The organism is Pseudorhizobium marinum (assembly GCF_000705355.1).
Classification (GTDB): domain Bacteria; phylum Pseudomonadota; class Alphaproteobacteria; order Rhizobiales; family Rhizobiaceae; genus Neorhizobium; species Neorhizobium pelagicum.
In genome coordinates this window covers 367426-387615 of sequence record NZ_JMQK01000001.1, presented here as the reverse complement: position 1 = coordinate 387615, position 20190 = coordinate 367426, and the positions used below count along the sequence as shown (strand labels likewise).

Below are 20190 nucleotides of genomic sequence, written 5' to 3'. Positions count from 1 at the left end.
CTCATGCCATTCCTGCCAAAGGTTTGAGCAGATGCGACAAAGACGTGTCAACGGCTGCCGAACGGTCCGGCCACTTCGGCGGGAACAAATAGCGCCGTCAGCCGTAGTGGCATCATCCCATCCTCTGCAACCTGAGGCGCCGCCATGACAACAAGCTATTCCACGACGACGACCGGGAGGACCGGATTTGCGGTCAGCTCGCTCTTCGTTCCCTTCCCCTTCGTGTGCTTCACGCTGACGCTCTTCACCGATATCATCTATTGGCAGACGTCCTTCCTGATGTGGCAGAACTTCTCGTCCTGGCTGCTGCTGGCAGGCCTCGTCGGCGGCGGCTTCGGCCTCCTCGCCGGCGCCATCGACATGGCGCGCCGCTCGACGCGGATGGTCGGCCCCGGCTGGGCCGCCGCAATCGCCTACATTGTCGTGCTGGCGCTCGCCTTCCTCAACAGCCTGATCCACGCCAACGACGGCTGGCCGGCGGTCGTCCCGAACGGCCTCATCGTATCGGCCCTGACGGTTGCCATGATCCTGGTGACGGTGCTGCTCGCCGCCCGGAAACGGTCCCGCGTAATCTGGAGTGTTGAACGATGAACCGCCATTTCCGTACCCTCGCCCTCGCCTCGACTGCCGCCGCCGTGCTGGCGCTTTCCGGCTGCAGCGACGAAGGCTCCGACTTCGACATCTCCCAGCAGCTCGGCCCGGATCCCGTGCTGCCCGAACCGCAGAGCCAGCTGCTTCCCGACCTGAAGGTCGCCGAAGTGGTCGGCTGGCAGGACGGCGAGACGCCGACCGTGCCGGAGGGTCTGACCGTCACGGCCTATGCGACGGACCTTGCCAACCCGCGCACCGTCCACACGCTGCCCAACGGCGACGTGCTCGTCGTCCAGGGTCGGGCGCCTGGCGGCAAGCCGACCGAGCGGCCGAAGGATCTGATCCGCGGCTGGATCATGTCGATCGCCCACGGCGGCGGTGGTGGCCCGCAGAAGGAAAGCAATCTGATCACGCTTCTGCGCGATGCCGATCGCGACGGCACCGTCGACGAGCGCCACGACCTCCTGACCGGCCTCAATTCCCCCTTCGGCGTCGCCTTTGCCGACAACACGCTCTATGTGGCGGCGGCCGATGCCATCCTCGCCTACCCCTATGAACTCGGCCAGGACTCGATCACCGAAGAGCCGCGCGTGCTGACGCCGCTGCCCGGCGGGCCGATCAACCACCACTGGACGAAGGACCTGGCGCTCAGCCCCGATGGCCAGTTCCTCTACGCCTCCGTCGGCTCCAACTCCAATGCCGCTGAACGCGGCATGGAGGCCGAAAAGGGTCGCGCCGCGATCTGGCAGGTGGACCGCGAAACGGGTGCGGCGCGCATCTTCGCCTCGGGCCTGCGCAATCCGAACGGCCTGACCATCCACCCGGAAACGGGAACGCTGTGGACGGTCGTCAACGAGCGTGACGAACTCGGCCCCAACCTCGTACCGGACTACATGACCTCGGTGCAGGAGAACGCCTTCTACGGCTGGCCGTACAGCTATTACGGCCAGCATGTGGATGCCCGCGTTCATCCGCCGCGGCCGGAGATGGTGGAACAGGCGATCGCGCCGGACTACGCGCTTTCCAGCCACGTCGCAGCGCTCGGCATGACCTTCGCCATGGGATCGGCCATGCCGGAACCCTTTACCAATGGCGCCTTCGTCGGCGAGCACGGCAGCTGGAACCGCAGCGCCTTCAACGGCTACAAGGTGATCTACATTCCCTTCGAGAACGGCATGCCGTCCGGCCAGCCGGTCGATGTGGTCACCGGCTTTCTCGACGGCGACAGCGCCCGCGGCCGCCCGGTCGGCGTCGGCATCGACGGCACCGGCGCGCTGCTGGTGGCCGATGATGCCGGCAACGCGGTCTGGCGCGTGGCGCCGGCCGACGGCACGGTGATCCCCGAGCCGATCGCCACCGACGCGTCCCCGACCGCGGCAGCAGCCACCGCACCCGCGGCAGGCACGGCCGCGACACCTCCGGCCGTCCAGCCCGCCCCCGATGCGGCCCCGGGCGCAGCTGGCGGCACGACCGGCCGGGTTTCACCGGCCCCGACGGGTGCCGCACCGTCCGGTGACACGCCTCCCGGCGTTGTCACGCCGGCGCCGGCCGCTCCTGGCCCCGGCACCACAGACGGCGAGACGGTGACGCAGCCGGCGCAGCCGCAGATTGCCCCGGCCGTCCAGCCGCCGGCCGCGGTCGAGGATACCGACTGACCAGACGAGAGCCGGCGCCCCTTGCAGGCGCCGGCAATCTGGACGCCTGGCGGCTCCCATGGCATCGTCCCCGAAACTCGACAAGCGGCGCACGCGGAGAGACAGCCATGCGGGTTACCATCTTCAGCACCAAGCCCTATGACCGCCACTTCCTCGATCGCGGCTGGCAGGCCGGTCTCGACCTCCAGTACTGCGAGGCGCGGCTGTCGCTGGAAACGGTGGCGCTTGCCGAAGGCTCCGCGGCGATCTGCGCCTTCGTCAATGACAACCTCTCCCGCCCCGTCCTGGAACGCCTGGCCGACTACGGCGTGCAGCTGATCGCCCTGCGCAGCGCCGGCTTCAACAATGTCGATCTGGTCGCGGCCGAAGAGCTTGGCCTGACGGTTGCCCGCGTGCCGGCCTATTCGCCGCACGCCGTCGCCGAACACACGATGGCGATCATCCTGGCGCTCAACCGCAAGATCCACCGCGCCTACAACCGCGTCCGCGAGGGCAATTTCGCGCTCGACGGGCTGCTCGGCTTCGACCTTCAAGGCAAGACCTTCGGCATCGTCGGCACCGGCAAGATCGGCGCCGTGCTTGCCCGCATCGTCACCGGTTTCGGCTGCCGGCTGCTCGGCCACGACCTGCAGCAGAACCCGGATTGCCTGGCGCTCGGCATGACTTATGTCGAGCGCGAGGAGATCTTCCGGGAGTCCGACATCCTCAGCCTCAACTGCCCGCTGACGCCCGACACCTACCACATGATCCGCAGCGACACCCTGCCGCTCCTGAAACCCGGCGTCATGCTGATCAACACCAGCCGCGGCGCCGTCATCGATGCCCATGCGGCGATCGCGGGCCTGAAGGACGGCACGATCGGCAGCCTCGGCCTCGACGTCTACGAGGAAGAGGCCGACCTCTTCTTCGAGGACCTCTCCAACGAGATGCTGCGCGACGACGTCTTTGCCCGGCTGCTGACCTTCCCCAACGTGCTGATCACCGGCCACCAGGCCTTCTTCACCCACGAGGCGCTGGAAGCGATCGCCGACACGACGATCGGCAACATTGCGGCCTTTCGCGAAACGGGCCGGCCATTGCACGCGGTGACCGTCGATTTTCTCGCCGGCAAGGGCTGACAGGCCCTGATTCTTCTCGAGCCAAGGCGATCCTGTCGCAGGCGTTTCACACCCGGCGCATAGAAGGAGCCAACTCCCCGCCGGATTTTCCGCGGGTTCTCGCAGAGATGGAATGCGCTCCTGAGGTTCCACATCATCTTCAACGCCCGCGCCGGCACCGCCGCGACGCTCGGCATCACAACCGATGTCCTGGCGGAGAAATTTCGCACAGCGGGCCTCGACTTCACCCTCGACGCCGATGACGAGCGGCCCCTGGAGGAGCGGATCGCAAAGGCTCTGGAGAGCACCGCCGGCGTCATCGTCGCGGCCGGCGGAGACGGCACCGCCACCGCCATTGCCAGCGCGCTGATCGACAAAGACAAAAGCCTCGCGCTCCTTCCCTTCGGCACCGCCAACCTGCTGGCGCGCGACCTGCGCATTCCCCTCGACGTCGATGCGGCGATCGGCGCCCTCTCCGAGATGCAGCCCCATCGCATCGATGTCGGCGAGGTGAACGGCCGGGTCTTCCTGCACAAGGCGGTGATCGGCACCTTTCCCGGCATCGCGGCCGTCCGCGAGGAGATGCGCGGCGACCGGTCGCTCGTCGGCAAGCTGCATTTCGCCCGCCGGTCGATCCGCCGCATCGGCCGGGCAAGGCGGATCGCCGTCGAGATCGACCTGCCCCATTCCGACACCCGGGCGGAGACCCGGGCGGGCAAGCGCATCGAGCGCGTCCACTCGGTGGCCATCGCCAACAATGCCTATGACGAGGGCGTCGGCCGCTTCTTCTCGCGGGGCAGGCTCGACCGAGGCACGCTGACGCTCTACCTCCTGAAGCGCCTCAGCCTTGGCGGTCTCGTCTGGCTCGCCCTCGAGATGCTGCTCGGACGCTGGCGGCAGGATGAGGCCCTGGTGATCGAGGACGTCACCGAGGCGGTGATCCGCACGAAGCGCCGCGAGGTGGAGGTGATGATCGACGGCGAGGTGGAGCGGATGGCCATGCCGCTCGCCTTCTCGATCCGCCCCCGGGCGCTCTGCGTCCTGGCGCCGGCGGTCGACCACGCCTCGGAACACGCATGAGGGCGCCGGACCAATGCGGCTGATCCATCTCTCCGACCTGCATTTCGGCCATCATGACGCCGACCTCGCCGACAGCCTTCTCGCCGACATCCAGAGGAATGCGCCGGACCTGATCGTCGTCAGCGGCGACTTCACCCAGGTCGGATCGCGCGCCGAGTTTGAAGTTGCCCAGGCCTTTCTGGAGGCGCTTCCGGCCCCGGTCTTTGCGGTGCCCGGCAACCACGACGTTCCGGCCCGCAACCTCGCCCTGCGCTTTGCCGATCCCTATCGGCACTACCGCCGTCACATAGCGCAGGACCTGGAGCCCTTCCTGGACACCCGGGGCATCGCCATCGCCGGACTGAAGACGTCGCGCCGGTTTCGGCTGGGCCTCAACTGGGCGCATGGCTCGATCAGCACCAATCAGCTGGAGACCCTGGAGACCCGGTTTGCCGGCAGCGCGCCGGAGAGCCTGCGGATCGTCGTCGCGCACCATCCCCTGCTGCAGCCGGATATCGCCATGGCCCGTCCGATGCGGCTGGTCAGGCGCGCCGACGAGGCGCTGGCCTGTTTCGCTAGGCTCGGCGTCCGCCTCGTCCTCTCCGGCCACTTTCACATGTCCTACATGCGCGAGCATCACGTCGTGACCGGCGAGACGGAGGGGCCGCTGCAGGCGGCCGCCGCCCCGATCATGGTCCTGCAGGCCGCCTCCGCCATCTCCACCCGCCTGCGCGACCACGCCAATGCCTATAACCTCGTAGATATCGCCGAGGGCCTGATCTCGGTGACGGTGCGCGAATGGCAGGGCAAGGACTGGACGAGCCGAACCCATGCGGCTGGGCCTATCCCCGGCCGGTGAGCTGGCCGTATCAGACCGGCTTTGCGAGAAGGCCGGTTGCCAGGGCCCGGAAGGCATCGGTGGCCTTTGCCAGCACATTGCGGGGTTCATCGGACGCCGCGACCCAGAGCGCCGCGTTGAGCGCCGCGCCGTTGATCAGCCGGGCCGCCGCTTCCGGATCCACGGGCTTTACCACCCCTTCTGCCATCAGCCGCTCGAGCGTCTGCTGCGTCACCTCCAGGCAGCTGTTCTGGCTGGCCCAGCGCGACGGATCGCCAAGCACGGCAGGCCCGTCGAGCAGCACGATGCGCTGCACCTCCGGCTCGAGCGCCATCTCGATGTAGGCGGCCCCTTCCGCCAGCAGGGCCTGCCAGCCATCGCCGGCCTGCGCTCCGATCTCCTGGGCGCGCGTCGCCATTTCCGCGTCGATCTGGTTGACCACGGCGGCCAGCAGTCCGCGCTTGTCGCCAAAATTATGGTAGAGGGCGCCGCGCGTCAGGCCAGCGTTTGCGGTCAACTCGTCCATCGAGGCGGACGCATAGCCCTGTTCGGCAAAGGCCTTGCGGGCAGCAGTGATCAGCCTTGCCCGGTTCTCCTCCATCATCTGCGCGCGCTTCGTGGCCATGGCTCTTCCAAAATCAACATACGCCGCGTATATGAATTGACATACGTCGCGTATGTTTCTACCTTACATACGAACCGTATATCAACTTGAGCGACCGGTGTGAAGGCCGGCGCTTCGGCGGTTTTCCGGCAACCCCCACGAATGGAGCCAGACATGACCCAGCGCCAGGCCATTTTCCCCGCCAAACGGCATGCACTCTACGAAGCGCACGGCTATTCCGCTGCCATCCGCTCCGGCGACCTCCTGTTTGTCTCCGGCCAGGTCGGCAGCCGCGAGGACGGGACGCCGGAACCGGATTTCCGGACACAGGTGGAACGTGCCTTCGACAACCTGGCGGCCGTCCTGGAGGCGGCAGGCTGCACCCTCGACGATATCGTCGATGTCACGAGCTTCCACACGGACCCCGAAAATCAGTTCGAGACGATCATGGCCGTCAAGAACCAGGTCTTCCCGGCGCCGCCCTACCCCAACTGGACGGCCGTCGGCGTCAACTGGCTGGCCGGCTTCGATTTCGAGATCAAGGTCATCGCCCGCATTCCGCAAGGCAGCTAGCGGGCTGCGATACAAGGCAACAATTGCCTGTCCTGGCGGATCGAAAAGCCGCCAGGTTTCCTGTATCGGTGCTCTTCGGCGCGTTTGGCGTCGATGACCGGAGGGTACGATATTGAGCTTTGCGGAAAGCTATCTCGGAAAATTGCGCGCCAGGATCGGCTCCGCCTTAGTCCTGGTCCCGGGCGTTCGCGTGGTGGTGAGGCGAAAGGACGGTTGCGTGCTCATGCAACATCGGAGCGACTTCGATCGCTGGGGTATTCCGGGTGGTAACGCGGAAGAAGGAGAGGACCTGATGTCGGTCGCCGTCCGGGAGACGATGGAGGAAACCGGCCTGCGCATCTGGAACCTTCGGCCCTTCGGGTTTGCCAGCAATCCAGAGTTCGAAACCATCACCTTCCCCAACGGTGATGTCTGCCAGTTCTTCGCGATGATGTTCTACACCGAGGATTTCGATGGCGTGGCGACCGTCACCGACGCGGAATCCAAGGCGGTGGACTGGTTCCCCCTGGACGCCCTGCCAGACACGCTTCCCAGCATGCGTCGGAGCCTCGACGCCTTCCAGGCCTTTGAGCGGACCGGCACGTTCCAGATGATCTGACCGCGACCGCTCCAATACCCACGCCCGATTGCCAGCGCCTCCCATTTGCGCATAACTTCGGCAAATCACTGCGGTGCAACAAGAACACCGCGATTTGGGAGGTCAGGCATGTCCAGAACCGTCGTCGTCACCGGCTCCACCAGCGGGATCGGGCTCGGCATTGCAAAGGCGTTTGCGGCCGAGGGTTGCCATGTGGTGATCAACGGCTTCGGCGAGCCCGACGCGATCGAGGCGGTGCGGCGCGAGCTGGAGGTGCTGGGCGGCGGGCGGGTGATCTATCACCCCGCCGACATGACGAAGCCGGAGGAGATCGAAGACCTGATCGGCACGGCGGCAAAAACCTTCGGCTCGGTCGATGTCCTCGTCAACAACGCCGGCATCCAGCATGTCGCCAGGATCGAGGATTTTCCCACCGCGCAGTGGGACCGCATCATCGCCATCAACCTGACGAGCGCCTTCCACACCACCCGCACGGCGATCCCGCTGATGAAGGCGAAGGGCAAGGGCCGCATCATCAACGTGGCCTCGGCGCATGCGCTGGTGGCCTCCCCCTACAAATCCGCCTATGTGGCTGCCAAGCATGGTATTTTAGGCTTTACGAAGACAGCAGCCTTGGAACTTGCCGAATTCGGGATTACCGTCAACGCGATCTGCCCCGGCTATGTGCTGACGCCGCTCGTCGAACGCCAGATCCCGGATACGGCCCGGGAACGCGGCATCAGCGAGGACGAAGTGAAGACCGAGGTGATGCTGCGGCTGCAGGCGACGAAGGAATTCGTCTCCATCGAGGAAGTCGCGGCAACGGCCGTGTTTCTCGCCAGCGACGCGGCGCGGCAGATCACCGGCACGCATATTTCGATCGATGGCGGCTGGACCGCTCAATAAGAGAACAGACGGCCCGAAAGAGAATTGACAGCATGACAGACGCAATCCGCTTCATCCTCAACGGCGAGGAGATCTCGCTCGGCGGCTTCGGCCCGACCGAGACGCTCCTCGATTACCTGCGCCTGAAGCGCCGGCTGACCGGCACCAAGGAAGGCTGCGCCGAGGGTGACTGCGGCGCCTGCACCGTGCTCGTCGGCCGTCTGGTCGAGGGCCTGCTGCGCTACGAGACGGTGAACGCCTGCATCCGCTTCCTCGGCTCGCTGCACGGCACCCATGTGGTGACGGTGGAGCATCTGGCCGCCAGGGACGGCACGCTGCATCCGGTACAGCAGGCCATGGTCGACCAGCACGGATCGCAATGCGGCTTCTGCACGCCGGGCTTCGTGATGTCGCTCTACGGCCTGTGGCTCTCCAACGATGCGCCGTCGCGCGCCGAGATCGAAAGCGCGCTGCAGGGCAACCTCTGTCGCTGCACCGGCTACGAGCCGATCATCAAGGCCGCCGAACAGGTGGGCGCGGAACGCCCGAGTTCGCTCTTCGACCCGCTCGAGCGCGACCGCACCGAGATCGCCGCAAGGCTGTGGGACATCCGCGCCCATCCGGACACCATTGTCGTCACCAAGGACGGCGCCCGCTCGATCGTGCCCGCCTCGATGGCCGCCTTCGCCGACATCATCGCGGACGAGCCGAAGGCGACCATCGTGGCCGGCTCCACCGACGTCGGCCTCTGGGTTACGAAGCAGATGCGCCTCCTCGACCCCATCGTCTTCATCGGCCACCTGACGGAGCTGCAGTCGGTGACGGTCGACGACCGGGGCATCACCATCGGCGCCGGCGTCACCTACACCCAGGCGCTCGAGACGCTCTCGGAAGAACTGCCGCCCATGGCAAAGCTCCTCGACCGTCTGGGCGGCGGCCAGGTGCGCAACATGGGCACCATCGGCGGCAATATCGCCAACGGTTCGCCGATCGGCGACATGCCGCCGCCGCTGATTGCGCTCGGCGCCACGCTGACGCTGCGCTCCCACAGCGGCACGCGCACGATGCCGCTCGAGGACTATTTCCGCGCCTACGGCAAGCAGGACCGGATGGCCGGCGAATTCGTCGAGAAGATCTTCGTGCCGCGGCTGCGCGACGACGCCTATTTCGCCGTCCACAAGATCTCCAAGCGGCGCGACGAGGATATTTCGGCGCTCTGCGGCGCCTTTCATCTGGTGCTCGATGCCGAGGGCCGCGTCGAGGACGCCCGCATCGCCTTCGGCGGCATGGCGGCAACGCCCAAGCGCGCCCGCCACGTGGAAGACGCGCTGGCCGGCCAGGTCTGGAGCTGGGGCCTCGTCGCCGCCGTCCGCGACCTCTTCGAGGACGACTACCAGCCGCTCACCGACTGGCGGGCGACGGCCGAATACCGGATGCTGACGGCGAAGAACCTGCTGACCCGCGTGTTTCTGGAAACGGCGGGCGCGCCGGTGGAACTGCGGCGCTTCGAGCTGGAGGAGGTGTGATGATGGTGACTCAGGTGGAAAAGACCACCTCTGGCCTGCCAGCCATCTCCCCCACAAGGGGGGAGAGGACTCGTGGCTACGCCTTCTGGATCTCCCCCCTTGAGGGGGAGATGTCACCGAAGGTGACAGAGGGGGGTGGCGACGGTGCGGCGAATACCGTGACAAAAGAAAATGCCGAGAGCTTCACCCCCCTCTGCCCTGCCGGGCATCTCCCCCACAAGGGGGGAGATCGACATGCCGCCACGCCCGGAGGAACCCGCTGATGGACAACTCCACCTTCGAACAGAAACCGACCATCACCGGCGCGATGCATGTCTCGCTGCGCCATGACTCCGCCCACAAGCACGTCACCGGCACCGCCGAATACATCGACGACATCCGCGAGCCGGCAGATACGCTGCACGCAGCACTTGGCATGGCCGACCGGGCGCATGCGCAGATCCTGTCGCTCGACCTCGACGCCGTGCGGGCCGCCGCCGGGGTCGCCTGGGTGATCACCGCAGAGGATATTCCCGGCTTCAACGACGTCGCCTCTACCGGCCGCCACGACGAGCCGTTGCTGGCGGAGAAGGAGGTCCAGTTCCACGGCCAGCCGATCTTTGCGGTAATTGCCGAAACCCGCGACCAGGCCCGCCGTGCCGCGCGCCTTGCCCGGGTCGAATACCGCGACCTGCCGCATTGGACCGACATCGACGGCGCGATCGAAAACGGCGCGCCGCTCGTGGTGCAGCCGATGACGCTGACGCGGGGCGCGCCGGACACGGAGATCGACAAGGCGCCGCACCGGCTGCAGGGCCGCATGGTGATCGGCGGTCAGGAGCATTTCTACCTCGAAAGCCATATCGCCCTCGCGATTCCCGGCGAGGACGATGATGTCACCGTCTGGTCCTCGACCCAGCATCCGAGCGAGGTGCAGCACATGGTGGCGCATGTGCTGGGCGTCGCCAACAATGCCGTCACCGTCAACATCCGCCGCATGGGCGGCGGCTTCGGCGGCAAGGAAACGCAGGGCAATCAGTTCGCGGCGCTCGCCGCCGTGGCGGCCAAGAAGCTCGGCCGCGCCGTCAAGTTCCGGCCCGACCGCGACGAGGACATGAGTGTCACCGGCAAGCGACATGATTTCCGCGTCGACTACGACGTCGCCTTCGACGAGGATGGCCGCATCCATGCGGTCGACAGCACCTATGCGGCGCGCTGCGGCTACTGCGCCGATCTCTCCGGCCCGGTCACCGACCGCGCCCTCTTTCATGCGGATTCCAGCTACTTCTATCCGCACGTCCATCTGACATCGCAGCCGCTGAAGACGCACACCGTCTCCAACACCGCCTTCCGCGGTTTCGGCGGCCCGCAGGGCATGCTCGGCGCCGAGCGGATCATCGAGGAGATCGCCTATGCGGTGGGCAAGGATCCGCTCGAGATCCGCAAGCTGAACTTCTACGGACACCAGGGGTCTGGCCGCACGCTCACCCCCTATCACCAGGAGGTCGAGGACAACGTCATCGCCCGCATCGTCGAGGAACTGGAGGCGTCGAGCGACTATCAGGCGCGGCGCCAGGCGATCCTGGCGTTCAACGAGGAGAGCCCGGTGATCCGCAAGGGCATCGCCCTGACGCCGGTGAAATTCGGCATCTCCTTCACCATGACCGCCTACAACCAGGCCGGCGCGCTGGTCCACATCTACCAGGACGGCTCGATCCACCTCAACCACGGTGGCACCGAGATGGGCCAGGGGCTCTACGTCAAGGTGGCGCAGGTGGTGGCCGATGCCTTCAACGTCGACATCGAGCGGGTGAAGATCACCGCCACGACGACCGAGAAGGTGCCCAACACCTCGGCGACCGCCGCCTCCTCCGGCTCCGACCTGAACGGCATGGCGGCCTATGATGCCGCCCGCCAGATCAAGGAGCGGCTCATCGATTTCGCGATGCGCCAGTTCGAGGTGGCCCGCGACGAGGTGGAATTCCTGCCGAACCAGGTACGGGTCGGAAAAGACATCGTACCGTTCGACACGCTGGTGCGGGCGGCCTACTACGACCGCGTGCAGCTCTCGGCGGCCGGCTTCTACAAGACCCCCGACATCCACTGGGACCGCGAGGCAGGCCGCGGCCGGCCCTTCTACTACTACGCCTATGGTGCGGCCGTGTCGGAGGTCTCGATCGACACGCTGACAGGAGAATATCTGGTGGACCGCACCGATATCCTCCACGACGTCGGCAAGTCCTTGAACCCGGCGATCGACATCGGCCAGATCGAGGGCGGCTTCGTGCAGGGCATGGGCTGGCTGACCACCGAGGAACTGTGGTGGGACGACAAGGGCCGGCTCAGAACCCACGCCCCTTCTACCTACAAGATCCCGCTCGCCTCCGACCGGCCGAAGATCTTCAACGTGAAGCTGGCGGAATGGTCGCAGAATGCCGAACCCACCATCGGCCGCTCCAAGGCGGTCGGCGAGCCGCCCTTCATGCTGGCGATCTCGGTGCTCGAGGCGATCTCGATGGCGGTGGCGAGTGTCGCCGACTACCGCGTCTGCCCGCGCCTCGACGCGCCGGCCACGCCCGAGCGGGTGCTGATGGCGGTGGAGCGGATGAAGGATCTATAGGCTACCGGACAACCGGTTCGTCACCGGCGGCGACCGGCATCCGGAAGGTGAAGCGGGTTTCGCTCTCGTCGGAATTGACGGCGAGGCTGCCGCCATGTGCCTCGGCGATCTGCGAGGCGATATAGAGGCCGAGGCCCAGCCCCTGCATGCTCGACCCGCCGTCGCCGCGCTTGAACGGCTGGAACAGCTTCTGCAGCGCTTCCTTCGGGATTGGCGCGCCTGCATTGGCCACCGACAGATGCAGCTCGCCATCCGTGACGGAGGCATGGACGTGGATCGGATGCTCGACCGACCCATGGGTGATGGCATTGCCGAGCAAGTTGGAAAACATCTGCGCGATCCGCTGGTGGTCGACGCCGACCGCGTCCGAGAGCCGGTAGTCCGCCTCGATGCGCCGCTCCGGGTGCCCGGACTGGATCTCTGAAATCACCTGGTCGAGGGTGGGGCCAAGCGGCGCCTCGTAGTCCTTCTGGAGCGCGATGCCGCCACCGAGCCGGCCGCGGGCAAAATCCATGACGTTGTCGATCAGGACCGACATGCGCAACACGCTGCCGCGCATCATGTGCAGAACCCGCATCGACTTCTCGCTCTGGGGCTCGCGCTGCAGGACGCTGATACCGCCGCCGAGCGACGCCACCGGGTTGCGCAGGTCGTGCCCGAGCACGGCGATGAACTGCTCGCGCAGTTCCGAGGCCGCCTGCTCACCCAGCAGGCTGGCGCGCGCCGAGTTGAGTTTTTCCGCGGCGTCGAACTGGAAGCCGATCAGGTCGGCAAACAGCTTGATCGTCGCGAGCGTCTGCGGATTGCTGGAGTTGGCGGGTTTGGAACCGATGGCGCAGAGCGTTCCGAAGAACCGGCCGTCCGGGAGGAGGATGGGCACCGAGATATAGCTCTGCAGGCCATAGAGTTTCGGCGTGTGGTGACTGCTATAGACGGGATCTTCGGCAACATTGTCGATGACGATCACATCGCGGTATTTACGCACCTCATTGCAGAGTGTCGTTTCGACCTCGAGCTCGCTGCCGGGCCCAAGGCCGAAACCGATGTTGTCGCGGACCTGGCAGGCGATCCACCTGTCTTCGGTGACCCGGGCCACCGCGGCGAATCCCATTCCGGCCGTCTGGCAGACGACCTCCAGTATCGTCGGGATTGCAGGAACGCCCTGCATCGCTTGTACTTCGTCCTGCACGTCGTGAGCCATCTATGGGAAATCGAACATTGGTACGTCATTTTCCGCGGCGCCGACGGCCGCCGCTTGTCGCAGCAGCAATTAGCGCAGTTGTCCCGAATTCCAAGATCGGGTGCTGCACTAGCGAACGGCCGCCCGCAGCAGGTAGAGCCCGGCGGCAAAGATCATCAGCGGCAGGACGAGAAGCTTCACCAGATAGGCAACCGCGATGCCGATCGAGGCGGTGAAGAGATCGGCGGAAATGGCGACCCCATCGGTGATGATGCGGGCATTGGCCGACAATCCGCCCGTCACCGTCCCCGCGAGCCCTGACGCCGCATCCAGCGTCCCGGCCAGCGCCGAGCGTGACGCATCGACGGCGGAGCCGAGCCGATCGAGAAGTCCCTCCTCCGCAGGCGGCATGGGCGCGGCCTCTCCGTCTGCCGGCGGCAATTCGTGCAGGGCCTCGACCTGCTCGCGGACCGCTGTGGTCTCGTAATCGGAATCCATCCGCTGGAAGACGGCGGTCGCACTTTGCCAGGCCTCGTCGGTGATCGCCTCGCCCGCATGGAAGGCGGCGGCATAAGAGGCCGGCAGCACGACCGTTCCGATCAGGCAGACCACCAGCGCCGACTGGCTGAGCCGTTCGGCGAACGGCGGCGGCCGTCTTGCCGCCAGCACGAAGAGCGCCTGCAGGATGGCAAGCACCGCAAGGCAGGCGGCGGTCACCTTGGCGACGGGCGCGAGCACGACCGACAGGATGCCGGAGGCGATCGCCAGGTAGAAGAGGAGGTCGGCCATGCGGTCGATGGTATTGGTGACCGGCTGCAGCAGCTGCCCCGGGCTTGCCGTGACCGAGGCGAGCCCCACACCGCCCGAGACATCGGCGTCCTTGGCGACGCTCATCACCGAATTGGCGACCCGCAGCGTGCCGTAGAGGGCGCCGGTGCCGATCGTCACCTCGCGGGCGAAGCGGGTGGCGGTCTCCGAGAGCGGGTTGACGACAAAGATCGCCGCGGCAAGGACCGCGACCACGATCCAGGCGATCGAGCGTGTAAACCTGTTCATCCAGACATTCCCTGTGCGTAGTCGGGCGACCTTAGCATAACCGGCAGAGCGTGGCGCAAAGCCTGTTGCCGATGGCTGCTGACCCGGTGCAGCGGGTTGCGGAAGATGCTAGAGTGCCATCACCATGCCAGACCTTACCCTCCCCGCCTTCCTTGCCGCCCACCCGCAAGCGATTCTCGTCGCGATCGACGAGGCGCGCGGCTCAACGCCCCGCGACCGGGGCACGGTGATGCTGGTGGCGGACAAGGCCATCTGGGGCACGATCGGCGGCGGCCAGTTCGAGTTCATGGCGATCGACAATGCCCGCGCCTTGCTGGCGGGCGGCGGAGAGACCGAGATGGACATCCCGCTCGGTCCGGAGATCGGCCAGTGCTGCGGCGGGCGCACGCGGCTCTCCTTCTCCCTCGTGACTCCTGAGATCGCCCGCAGTCTTGGCGAGCGACTGAGCCAGGAGGCCGAACAGAACCCATCCGTATTCCTCTTCGGCGCCGGCCACGTGGGTCTGGCGCTGGCCCGGGCGCTCGCGCCCCTGCCCCTGGCAGTGACGGTGGTCGAAACACGGGCCGAGGCGCTTCTGGACGTGCCGGACGGCGTGGCGGCGCGGCAGGTGGCCATGCCGGAAGCCATGGTGGCGGACATTCCGGCAGGCGGTGCGGTGGTCATCCTCACCCACGACCACGCGCTCGACTTTCTGATCGCCCGCGAGGCACTGGTCCGACCCGATCTCCCCTATGTCGGCATGATCGGCTCGGCGACGAAACGGGCGACCTTCGCGAGTTGGCTGAAGCGCGAGGGCGACGACGGCGGCCTCATCGACCGGCTCGTGCTGCCGATCGGCGGCACGGCGGTCCGCGACAAGCGCCCGGCGGTGATCGCCGCCCTGGTGGCGGCCGAACTGCTGACGGTGCTGGGGAGCAAACTCAGAGAGCCCGCGGCGGATAGGTGAGCATGGCAGCGCGCCAGGCGCTGTCGCGCGATGTGTCCCCGTTTTGTCCGCGACCGTCGAGCAGGCCGATGTCCCTTTGCAGCTCATCCGGCATGTGATCGGGATCAATCCTGTTGTTGCGTCGCCGCCCGGCGCCAAAGACACCAACAAGCTTCTGCAGCAAGGACGGAGAAAACGCTGATCTCCGCCTTTGCGCCAGTGATACAAACGATACCGACATGATCTGACCCACTTCCATTTGATGATCGTGGGTTTAAGATGCGCCCCGCTGCAGGCGGCATCCAATCGAATGATCGCCTGCATGGATCAAGAGAGCTCATGCATGAAGATGTCCCGGCACTTTCCGCTCAACGCAATGCGCGTGTTCGAGGCCGCCGCCCGCCACATGAGCTTCACGAGGGCCGGCACGGAGCTGGGCCTGACGCAGACGGCGGTCAGCTACCAGATCAAGCTGCTGGAGGACACGCTGGGCGAACAGCTCTTCCTGCGCCAGCCCCGACAGGTCAGCCTCACCGATGCCGGCCTGCGGCTGGCGCCAAAGGTCACGGAGGCCTTTTCGATCCTGCAGAACGCCGTGACCGGGCTGAAGGACACATCGGAGGGGACGCTGACCATCCACTCGACGGCGACCTTCGCCTCCCGCTGGCTGGCGCGCCACCTCGGCACGTTCCAGCTCGAGAACCCCGGCATTGCCGTGCGCCTGGAGACCTCGCAGGAGGTGATCGACTTCACCAAGACCGAGGCGGACCTGGCGATCCGCTCCGGCAAGGGCGTCTGGCCGGGTCTGAAGGCCCACCTTCTCATGAGGAGCCACTTCACGCCGATGCTGAGCCCGCAGTTGGCCGAAACGATCGGCGGGATCGAGACACCCGCCGATCTCCTCAGGCTTCGCATCATCGACCCGAACGATCCCTGGTGGCGGATGTGGTTCGAGGCCGCCGGCCTGCCGGACGCCGATCTTGCTGGGCGGCCTGCCAGCCGCTTCGGCGTGCAGGCCTTCGAGGCCGCCGCCGCGATTGCCGGCAACGGGGTCGCGATCCTGATGCCGGAATTCTACGCCGACGACGTCGCGCTCGGCCGGCTGGTGCAACCCTTCGACCTGACGGCCAACGACGGCACCGACTACTATCTCGTCTACCCGGAAGCGCGGCGCAACTCCCGCAAGATCAGGGCGTTCAGAGACTTCATGCACAAAATGCTGCCGCCGATCCCTGAGTAGTCCGGCGAGACTCCGGCCACCTGCTGGACTTGCGCCTAGAACGCCATGTCGGGCGCATAGAAGCAGCGCAGCGTATCTTCCGTCGGATAGAGGCAGAGGTGGTATTCCGCATCCCGGGACCGGCGGGCCTCGCCTTGCGGCAGGCTGAACCGGTGCGGACGTGTCACCATCCGGTGATCTCCAGGCCCCAACAGGATCTCGTAGCCGCCCTTGGTGATCCTGACATTCTTCGTCGAGATCATCTGGCAATCGCCGCTGTGGCGATCGCCATTGCAGCAGAACTGGTCGTACTGCCAGCCTGTCTCCGTATCATGGGCTGCCGCCGGCAGCGCCGGCACTGTCATGGCGTAGGCAATCAATGCAGTTATCGGCATGCTGCGCATCTGCTCATTCTCCGTTGATGATGATGAACGATCACCAACCGGCAAGCCCCGCCAACCTCCACCACCGGTCGACATGCACTGTCATCGGAAAGGCGCACGCGCTCTTTCCGGTCGTTGCGTCGGCAGCTGAAACGGGTTCCCTGCGGCGCCGTGCCGTCAACCAGACAGCAGGCCTGGAAGTTCCCGCGCGGGAACATTTATCTGCAGCTCTGCCACCCCTTCCCTCACCCGTCATTTTTTCGCAATGTGCCGAGTCGGAGGGAAGGTCTCCAGAGGGGTTCTGAAATGTATGAATATGCCGTCGCATGGGAATGGCTGTCGTTTGCGGCACGCTGGCTGCATGTGATCACCGCGATCGCCTGGATCGGCTCGTCCTTCTACTTCATCGCGCTCGATCTCGGGCTGGTGAAGCGGCCGCATCTGCCCGCCGGTGCCTATGGCGAGGAGTGGCAGGTGCACGGCGGCGGCTTCTACCATATCCAGAAGTACCTGGTGGCGCCGGCGCAGATGCCCGAGCACCTGACCTGGTTCAAATGGGAAAGCTATGCCACCTGGCTCTCCGGCTTCCTGATGCTGGCGATCGTCTACTACGGCGGCGCGGACCTCTTCCTGATCGACACCCACGTCATGGCGCTCAGCCAGTGGCAGGCGATCGCCATCTCGGTCGCCTCGCTGGCGGTCGGCTGGGTGATCTACGACCAGCTCTGCAAGTCGCCGGTCGGCAAAAACACCTGGGGCCTGATGGCGGTCCTCTACGTCGTTCTGGTCGTCATGGGCTGGGGCTATACGCAGGTCTTCACCGGCCGCGCCGCCTTCCTGCATCTCGGCGCCTTTACCGCGACGATCATGTCCGCCAACGTCTTTTTCATCATCATCCCGAACCAGAAGATCGTCGTCGCCGACCTGATAGCCGGACGCACGCCCGACCCGAAATACGGCGTCATCGCCAAGCAGCGCTCGCTGCACAACAACTACCTGACCCTGCCCGTCATCTTCTTCATGCTGTCGAACCACTATCCGCTGGCGTTTGCTACCCATTTCAACTGGGTGATCGCCGCGCTCGTCTTCCTGATGGGGGTGACGATCCGGCACTGGTTCAACACCACCCACGCCCGCAAGGGTCGCCCCACCTGGACCTGGCTTGCGACCGTGCTGATCTTCATCGCCATCATGTGGCTGTCGACGGTGCCGAAGGTCCTGACCGGTGAGCCCGAGGATGCTGCACTCTCTTCCGTGCAGCAGAAATTTGCCGAGAACGTCCATTTCGAGGCCGCCCGCGACGTCGTCCTGTCGCGCTGTTCCATGTGCCATGCGGCCGAGCCCGTCTGGGAGGGCGTGCCCTTCCCGCCGAAGGCGGTGAAGCTCGAGACCGATCGCGAGATTGCCGTCCACGCCCGCGAGATCTACATCCAGGCCGGCCGCAGCCACGCCATGCCGCCGGGCAACATCACCGAAATTTCGGTAGAGGAGCGGGAGCTCCTGACCGCCTGGTATGAAAGTGCATTATCCGAATGACGAAGACCCTGATCCGCGGCCGCCTGCTGACCTTCAAGCGGGCGCCGCTGTCGCTGACCGACACCGCAAGCTACCGCTACGAACATGACGGTGGCCTGCTGGTGGAGGACGGCATCATTGCCGCCGTCGGCGACTACGCCGAGGTCAAGGCGCAGGCGCCGGACGATGTGGCCGAGATCGACCACCGGCCGCATCTGATCCTGCCCGGCCTGATCGACACGCATCTGCATTTCCCGCAGATGCAGGTGATCGCATCCTATGCCGGCAGCCTCCTGGAGTGGCTGAACACCTATACCTTCCACGAGGAACTGCGCTTCGTCGATAGCGATCATGCGACACGGATCGCCGGCCGGTTCTATGACGAGCTGCTGCGCCACGGGACGACCACGGCGGCGGCCTATTGCTCCGTCCACAAGACCTCCGCGGACGCCTATTTCACCGAAGCCATGACGCGCGGCATGTGCATGGTCGGCGGCAAGGTGATGATGGACCGCAATGCCCCGCAGGGGCTGCTCGACACACCGCAGATGGCCTATGACGAAACCCGCGCGGTGATCGCCGACTGGCACGGCAAGGGCCGCTGCCACGTCGCCATCACGCCGCGCTTCGCCATCACCTCGACGCCGGAGCAGATGCAGGCGGCGCAGGCGCTGGCGACGGAATTTCCCGACCTCCACATCCAGACGCATCTGTCGGAGAACCTCGACGAGATCGCCTTCACCTGCGAGCTCTATCCGAAGGCGAAGGACTATACCGACATCTATGCCCATTACGGGCTGCTGGGCAAAAAGACGCTGCTCGGCCATGCCATCCACCTCTCCGACCGCGAGGCGGACGTGCTCAGCGAGACGGGCTCGGTGGCGGTCCACTGCCCGACCTCCAACCTCTTCATCGGCTCCGGCCTGTTTCCGCTGAACGCCATCCGCCGCCGGGAAAAGCCCGTCCGCGTGGGTGTCGCCACCGACATCGGCGGCGGCTCGAGCTATTCCATGCTGCGCACCATGGACGAGGCCTACAAGATCCAGCAGATCCTGGGCGAAAGGCTGAACCCGCTCGACAGCTTCCACCTGATGACCCGCGGCAATGCCGAGGCGCTGTCGCTCGTCGACAGGATCGGCACGCTGGAGGTCGGCACGGACGCCGACCTGGTGGTGCTGAACGCCGCGGCGACCCCGGCCATGGCGCTGCGCATGGAAACCGTCACGACGCTGCCGGAGGAGCTGTTCCTGCTGCAGACCATGGGCGATGATCGGGCGGTGGCGGAGACCTATGTGGGGGGCAAGGCGGTGAAGGGTGGGCTGTAACAGGCCGCTCCCTACTGGCGTTCTGCACCCAGCGGCGCTGATCAGCGCTTCTGGGCGGCCTTGTAGACGTCCGATCCCTCCCGCCGTCCGACCGCCACGACGACGACGGTGATCCGTTCGTCCTCGACCCGATAGACCAGCCGGTAGCCGGCGGAGCGCAGCTTGATCTTGTAGTGGTCCGGCATGCCACCCAGGGCATCGGCGGCGACACGCGGATGGGAAAGGCGCTCCCCAAGCTTCTTCTTGAACTGACTGCGGAGCGTGGCCCCGAGCTTCTCCCACTCCTTTTGCGCAGAGGGCAGAAACTCGAGGCTATAGGTCATCGAGAGAAACCGGGACGCCCTTCTCCTCCGCCCGCGCCTTGGCTACCTCCACCAGCGCCTGATCGTCCAGAGCATCGATCAGCGCTTCGTAGGTGGCGGCAGGCACCATATAGGCCATGACGCGATTGTGGTTGAGAACCGCAACCGTTCCCCCGCCGGCGCGATCCACGATCGCGGTGGGATTTTTCTTCAGATCCGAAACGCTAACGGCGACATCGGCTTCCACGCGCTGCATCTCGGGTTCCCTCATCAAATGAAAC

General features: G+C 65.9%; 20 protein-coding genes and 1 pseudogene. 15 read left to right on the top strand and 6 right to left on the bottom strand.

The window, feature by feature from the left end; all coding sequences use genetic code 11:
* The first annotated feature begins 144 nt into the window (after window positions 1-144).
* The 6 genes and pseudogenes from EO99_RS0101955 to EO99_RS0101935 all read left to right on the top strand — a co-directional run bounded on the left by EO99_RS0101955 (window position 145) and on the right by EO99_RS0101935 (window position 5261).
* Window positions 145-591 (top strand): DUF2231 domain-containing protein, encoded by a 447-nt coding sequence (locus tag EO99_RS0101955; protein WP_029616966.1) that lies wholly within the window; start codon window positions 145-147, stop codon window positions 589-591.
* Window positions 588-2246: a PQQ-dependent sugar dehydrogenase gene (locus tag EO99_RS0101950; RefSeq protein WP_029616965.1), complete on the top strand. Its 1659-nt coding sequence runs from the start codon at window positions 588-590 to the stop codon at window positions 2244-2246. The genes EO99_RS0101955 and EO99_RS0101950 overlap by 4 nt, the downstream gene beginning before the upstream one ends.
* A gap of 107 nt (window positions 2247-2353) precedes the next feature.
* Window positions 2354-3364 carry a 2-hydroxyacid dehydrogenase gene (locus EO99_RS0101945; protein WP_029616964.1) on the top strand — a complete coding sequence of 337 codons (1011 nt, stop codon included), beginning with the start codon at window positions 2354-2356 and terminating at the stop codon, window positions 3362-3364.
* 84 nt (window positions 3365-3448) lie between these two features.
* A pseudogene (locus EO99_RS28620) lies at window positions 3449-3796 on the top strand (diacylglycerol/lipid kinase family protein); the annotation flags it as partial.
* 27 nt (window positions 3797-3823) lie between these two features.
* On the top strand, window positions 3824-4423 hold the full coding sequence (locus tag EO99_RS28165) for a diacylglycerol/lipid kinase family protein (RefSeq protein WP_051679654.1): 600 nt from the start codon (window positions 3824-3826) through the stop codon (window positions 4421-4423).
* Between the two features lie 13 nt (window positions 4424-4436).
* A complete protein-coding gene (locus EO99_RS0101935; RefSeq protein WP_029616962.1) occupies window positions 4437-5261 on the top strand; it encodes a metallophosphoesterase family protein in 825 nt (274 codons plus the stop codon).
* Between the two features lie 10 nt (window positions 5262-5271).
* Here EO99_RS0101935 and EO99_RS0101930 read toward each other — a convergent pair whose 3' ends face one another.
* Window positions 5272-5865, bottom strand: a complete 594-nt coding sequence (locus EO99_RS0101930) for a TetR/AcrR family transcriptional regulator (protein WP_029616961.1) — start codon at window positions 5863-5865, stop codon at window positions 5272-5274.
* A 153-nt stretch (window positions 5866-6018) separates the two neighbouring features.
* Here EO99_RS0101930 and EO99_RS0101925 point away from each other — a divergent pair, with 153 nt between their 5' ends.
* The 5 genes from EO99_RS0101925 to xdhB all read left to right on the top strand — a co-directional run bounded on the left by EO99_RS0101925 (window position 6019) and on the right by xdhB (window position 12004).
* Entirely contained in the window at window positions 6019-6417 is a 399-nt protein-coding gene (locus EO99_RS0101925) for a RidA family protein (protein WP_029616960.1), read from the top strand.
* Between the two features lie 112 nt (window positions 6418-6529).
* Complete coding sequence (locus EO99_RS26535; RefSeq protein WP_077067023.1) at window positions 6530-7015, top strand: NUDIX domain-containing protein; 486 nt, start codon at window positions 6530-6532, stop codon at window positions 7013-7015.
* A gap of 108 nt (window positions 7016-7123) precedes the next feature.
* The gene (locus EO99_RS0101915; RefSeq protein ID WP_029616958.1) at window positions 7124-7900 is read left to right on the top strand and encodes a 3-hydroxybutyrate dehydrogenase; all 777 of its coding nucleotides are present in this window, start codon (window positions 7124-7126) and stop codon (window positions 7898-7900) included.
* 32 nt (window positions 7901-7932) lie between these two features.
* The gene (gene xdhA, locus EO99_RS0101910) at window positions 7933-9405 is read left to right on the top strand and encodes a xanthine dehydrogenase small subunit (RefSeq protein WP_029616957.1); all 1473 of its coding nucleotides are present in this window, start codon (window positions 7933-7935) and stop codon (window positions 9403-9405) included.
* A gap of 262 nt (window positions 9406-9667) precedes the next feature.
* Window positions 9668-12004: a xanthine dehydrogenase molybdopterin binding subunit gene (gene xdhB / locus EO99_RS0101900; protein ID WP_029616955.1), complete on the top strand. Its 2337-nt coding sequence runs from the start codon at window positions 9668-9670 to the stop codon at window positions 12002-12004.
* A 1-nt stretch (window position 12005) separates the two neighbouring features.
* On the opposite strand, the gene EO99_RS0101895 is transcribed toward xdhB, so the two are convergent.
* Both EO99_RS0101895 and EO99_RS0101890 read right to left on the bottom strand, forming a co-directional pair.
* Window positions 12006-13205, bottom strand: coding sequence for a GAF domain-containing sensor histidine kinase (locus EO99_RS0101895; RefSeq protein ID WP_029616954.1), 1200 nt, complete (start codon window positions 13203-13205; stop codon window positions 12006-12008).
* A 108-nt stretch (window positions 13206-13313) separates the two neighbouring features.
* The gene (locus EO99_RS0101890; protein ID WP_029616953.1) at window positions 13314-14240 is read right to left on the bottom strand and encodes a hypothetical protein; all 927 of its coding nucleotides are present in this window, start codon (window positions 14238-14240) and stop codon (window positions 13314-13316) included.
* Between the two features lie 124 nt (window positions 14241-14364).
* Between EO99_RS0101890 and xdhC the strand changes: the two genes are divergently transcribed.
* Together xdhC and EO99_RS0101875 are read left to right on the top strand one after the other, a co-directional pair.
* Complete coding sequence (xdhC, locus tag EO99_RS0101885) at window positions 14365-15186, top strand: xanthine dehydrogenase accessory protein XdhC (RefSeq protein WP_029616952.1); 822 nt, start codon at window positions 14365-14367, stop codon at window positions 15184-15186.
* 322 nt (window positions 15187-15508) lie between these two features.
* Complete coding sequence (locus tag EO99_RS0101875; RefSeq protein WP_235776732.1) at window positions 15509-16405, top strand: LysR substrate-binding domain-containing protein; 897 nt, start codon at window positions 15509-15511, stop codon at window positions 16403-16405.
* 35 nt (window positions 16406-16440) lie between these two features.
* Here the strand turns inward: EO99_RS0101875 and EO99_RS0101870 are convergent, their stop codons facing one another.
* Window positions 16441-16788, bottom strand: a complete 348-nt coding sequence (locus EO99_RS0101870) for a hypothetical protein (RefSeq protein ID WP_029616949.1) — start codon at window positions 16786-16788, stop codon at window positions 16441-16443.
* A 285-nt stretch (window positions 16789-17073) separates the two neighbouring features.
* On the opposite strand from EO99_RS0101870, the gene puuD reads away from it, so the two are divergent.
* Together puuD and guaD are read left to right on the top strand one after the other, a co-directional pair.
* On the top strand, window positions 17074-18303 hold the full coding sequence (gene puuD / locus EO99_RS0101865; RefSeq protein ID WP_029616948.1) for a urate hydroxylase PuuD: 1230 nt from the start codon (window positions 17074-17076) through the stop codon (window positions 18301-18303).
* A complete protein-coding gene (gene guaD / locus EO99_RS0101860; RefSeq protein WP_029616947.1) occupies window positions 18300-19607 on the top strand; it encodes a guanine deaminase in 1308 nt (435 codons plus the stop codon). The genes puuD and guaD overlap by 4 nt, the downstream gene beginning before the upstream one ends.
* Before the next feature lie 41 nt (window positions 19608-19648).
* On the opposite strand, the gene EO99_RS0101855 is transcribed toward guaD, so the two are convergent.
* Together EO99_RS0101855 and EO99_RS0101850 are read right to left on the bottom strand one after the other, a co-directional pair.
* Window positions 19649-19930: a type II toxin-antitoxin system RelE family toxin gene (locus EO99_RS0101855; protein ID WP_029616946.1), complete on the bottom strand. Its 282-nt coding sequence runs from the start codon at window positions 19928-19930 to the stop codon at window positions 19649-19651.
* Window positions 19920-20165: a type II toxin-antitoxin system Phd/YefM family antitoxin gene (locus tag EO99_RS0101850; protein ID WP_029616945.1), complete on the bottom strand. Its 246-nt coding sequence runs from the start codon at window positions 20163-20165 to the stop codon at window positions 19920-19922. The genes EO99_RS0101855 and EO99_RS0101850 overlap by 11 nt, the downstream gene beginning before the upstream one ends.
* Between the last annotated feature and the right edge of the window lie 25 nt (window positions 20166-20190).

What these genes read in the sequence shown, in the direction of transcription:
- EO99_RS0101955 (WP_029616966.1), top strand. Translation starts at nt 145, where the DNA reads ATGACAACAAGCTATTCCACGACGACGACCGGGAGGACCGGATTTGCG.
- EO99_RS0101950 (WP_029616965.1), top strand. Translation starts at nt 588, where the DNA reads ATGAACCGCCATTTCCGTACCCTCGCCCTCGCCTCGACTGCCGCCGCC.
- EO99_RS0101945 (WP_029616964.1), top strand. Translation starts at nt 2,354, where the DNA reads ATGCGGGTTACCATCTTCAGCACCAAGCCCTATGACCGCCACTTCCTC.
- EO99_RS28165 (WP_051679654.1), top strand. Translation starts at nt 3,824, where the DNA reads ATGCAGCCCCATCGCATCGATGTCGGCGAGGTGAACGGCCGGGTCTTC.
- EO99_RS0101935 (WP_029616962.1), top strand. Translation starts at nt 4,437, where the DNA reads ATGCGGCTGATCCATCTCTCCGACCTGCATTTCGGCCATCATGACGCC.
- EO99_RS0101930 (WP_029616961.1), bottom strand. Translation starts at nt 5,865, where the DNA reads ATGGCCACGAAGCGCGCGCAGATGATGGAGGAGAACCGGGCAAGGCTG.
- EO99_RS0101925 (WP_029616960.1), top strand. Translation starts at nt 6,019, where the DNA reads ATGACCCAGCGCCAGGCCATTTTCCCCGCCAAACGGCATGCACTCTAC.
- EO99_RS0101915 (WP_029616958.1), top strand. Translation starts at nt 7,124, where the DNA reads ATGTCCAGAACCGTCGTCGTCACCGGCTCCACCAGCGGGATCGGGCTC.
- xdhA (WP_029616957.1), top strand. Translation starts at nt 7,933, where the DNA reads ATGACAGACGCAATCCGCTTCATCCTCAACGGCGAGGAGATCTCGCTC.
- xdhB (WP_029616955.1), top strand. Translation starts at nt 9,668, where the DNA reads ATGGACAACTCCACCTTCGAACAGAAACCGACCATCACCGGCGCGATG.
- EO99_RS0101895 (WP_029616954.1), bottom strand. Translation starts at nt 13,205, where the DNA reads ATGGCTCACGACGTGCAGGACGAAGTACAAGCGATGCAGGGCGTTCCT.
- EO99_RS0101890 (WP_029616953.1), bottom strand. Translation starts at nt 14,240, where the DNA reads ATGAACAGGTTTACACGCTCGATCGCCTGGATCGTGGTCGCGGTCCTT.
- xdhC (WP_029616952.1), top strand. Translation starts at nt 14,365, where the DNA reads ATGCCAGACCTTACCCTCCCCGCCTTCCTTGCCGCCCACCCGCAAGCG.
- EO99_RS0101875 (WP_235776732.1), top strand. Translation starts at nt 15,509, where the DNA reads ATGAAGATGTCCCGGCACTTTCCGCTCAACGCAATGCGCGTGTTCGAG.
- EO99_RS0101870 (WP_029616949.1), bottom strand. Translation starts at nt 16,788, where the DNA reads ATGCGCAGCATGCCGATAACTGCATTGATTGCCTACGCCATGACAGTG.
- puuD (WP_029616948.1), top strand. Translation starts at nt 17,074, where the DNA reads ATGTATGAATATGCCGTCGCATGGGAATGGCTGTCGTTTGCGGCACGC.
- guaD (WP_029616947.1), top strand. Translation starts at nt 18,300, where the DNA reads ATGACGAAGACCCTGATCCGCGGCCGCCTGCTGACCTTCAAGCGGGCG.
- EO99_RS0101855 (WP_029616946.1), bottom strand. Translation starts at nt 19,930, where the DNA reads ATGACCTATAGCCTCGAGTTTCTGCCCTCTGCGCAAAAGGAGTGGGAG.
- EO99_RS0101850 (WP_029616945.1), bottom strand. Translation starts at nt 20,165, where the DNA reads ATGCAGCGCGTGGAAGCCGATGTCGCCGTTAGCGTTTCGGATCTGAAG.